The 1834-nt window shown below is 46.8% G+C and carries 2 protein-coding genes; both read left to right on the top strand.

What is annotated here, in order from left to right; genetic code table 11:
- The first annotated feature begins 131 nt into the window (after nucleotides 1-131).
- Entirely contained in the window at nucleotides 132-1403 is a 1272-nt protein-coding gene (purD, locus tag ACTHUM_RS12915; protein WP_070461523.1) for a phosphoribosylamine--glycine ligase, read from the top strand.
- A gap of 72 nt (nucleotides 1404-1475) precedes the next feature.
- On the top strand, nucleotides 1476-1834 hold a 359-nt coding region (locus ACTHUM_RS12910; RefSeq protein WP_440403046.1), incomplete at its 3' end, for an L-threonylcarbamoyladenylate synthase.

The following is a 1834-nucleotide window of genomic DNA, read 5'->3' as shown; positions in this document are numbered from 1 at the left end:
TTTCGTTGTTTGAAATTAGAGTATGGTTGTCTTGGTGCAATATTATTCTTAATTTGAAACAGCTATGCAAGATGGAACAATATTCCATCGATTGAATTTTATTTACAACATCTATTCTTCAAGGAGATGGTATGAAATTGCTCGTTATTGGTAATGGTGGACGTGAACACGCACTGGCTTGGAAATTGGCGCAGTCGGCTAAAGTAGAAATTGTCTTTGTTGCACCTGGTAATGCCGGAACGGCAATTGAGCCTAAACTGCAGAATGTGGCGTTGACGGCACATCAAGATTTGATTGATTTTTGCCGTAATGAAAATATTGCCTTTACCGTAGTCGGCCCTGAAGCGCCTTTGGCTGCGGGTGTGGTGAATGACTTCCGTGCTGCCGGATTGAAGATTTTTGGCCCGACTCAATACGCGGCCCAGCTGGAGAGCTCAAAGGATTTTGCTAAAGCGTTTATGGCAAAATATAACATTCCAACCGCGCAATACCAAACCTTTGAAAATGCCGATGCGGCACATGATTACGTCAATCAAAAAGGTGCGCCAATTGTTATTAAGGCGGATGGTTTGGCTGCCGGTAAAGGCGTGATTGTCGCCATGACTTTGGATGAAGCCCATGCCGCTATTGACGATATGTTGTTGGGCAACAAAATGGGCAATGCAGGCGCGCGTGTCGTGATTGAAGATTTCCTGCAAGGCGAGGAAGCAAGCTTTATCGTTATGGTGGACGGCAATCATGTTTTGCCGATGGCAACCAGTCAAGACCATAAACGCCTGTTGGATGACGACAAAGGCCCTAATACCGGCGGTATGGGCGCATACAGCCCTGCTCCGGTGGTAACGCCTGATGTGTACGAGCGCGCGATGAATGAAATTATTTTGCCGACCGTGGCAGGTATGAAAGCAGAAGGTCATGAGTTTACCGGCTTTTTATACGCGGGCTTGATGATTGATAAAACCGGTGCGCCTTATACCATTGAATTCAACTGCCGTTTCGGCGACCCTGAAACCCAGCCGATTATGAGCCGTTTGGATAGCGATTTGGTGGACTTGGTTGAAGCGGCAATCGACGGCAAACTGGATAGTGTTGCTGCCAAATGGAATCCGCAAACTGCAGTAGGCGTGGTGTTGGCCGCACAAAATTATCCTGACTCCCCGAAAAAAGGCGATGTGATCTTCGGCTTGGATAAGGCCAATCAAATCGGTAAAGTTTTCCATGCCGGTACTGCAACGAATGAAAAAGGAGAAGTTGTAACCAACGGCGGCCGTGTATTGTGTGTAGTCGGTTTGGGCGATGATGTTGCCCAAGCTAAAAGCAAGGCTTATGAGGCATTGGAAACAATCCGTTTTGACGGTATGCAATACCGTAAAGACATTGCCGATAAAGCCATCAACCGTTAATAATGAATAGAAATAGGCCGTCTGAACACAGATTGTCCGACAATCTCAGTTTCAGACGGCCTTGGTATGATGATGATGTTTCCCAGAATTTTATCGGCTGCAGCCCAATGCAGGCTGCAGGCGCATCTTAAAAAAGGCGGTTTGGTCGCCTATCCTACCGAGTCTTGCTATGGCTTGGGCTGTGTCCCTACTTTGCCTAAAGCACTCAATCAACTGATTCATCTGAAAAAACGACCGCAACACAAAGGCATGATTGTCATTGGCCATAGCTTGGAACAGTTGCAACCTTTGCTGCAAAGGCCGTCTGAAAATATCCAAACTATGCTGCATGAAGCATGGCCTGCTCCGAAAACTTTTTTATTGCCGGTCGGCAAAAAAGTATTGCCATCATCGCGTGGAAAAGGACGCAGTAAATTGGCTGTCAGAGTTCC

The organism is Neisseria sp. P0021.S006 (assembly GCF_051956895.1).
This window is presented reverse-complemented; position numbering and strand designations above follow the sequence as displayed.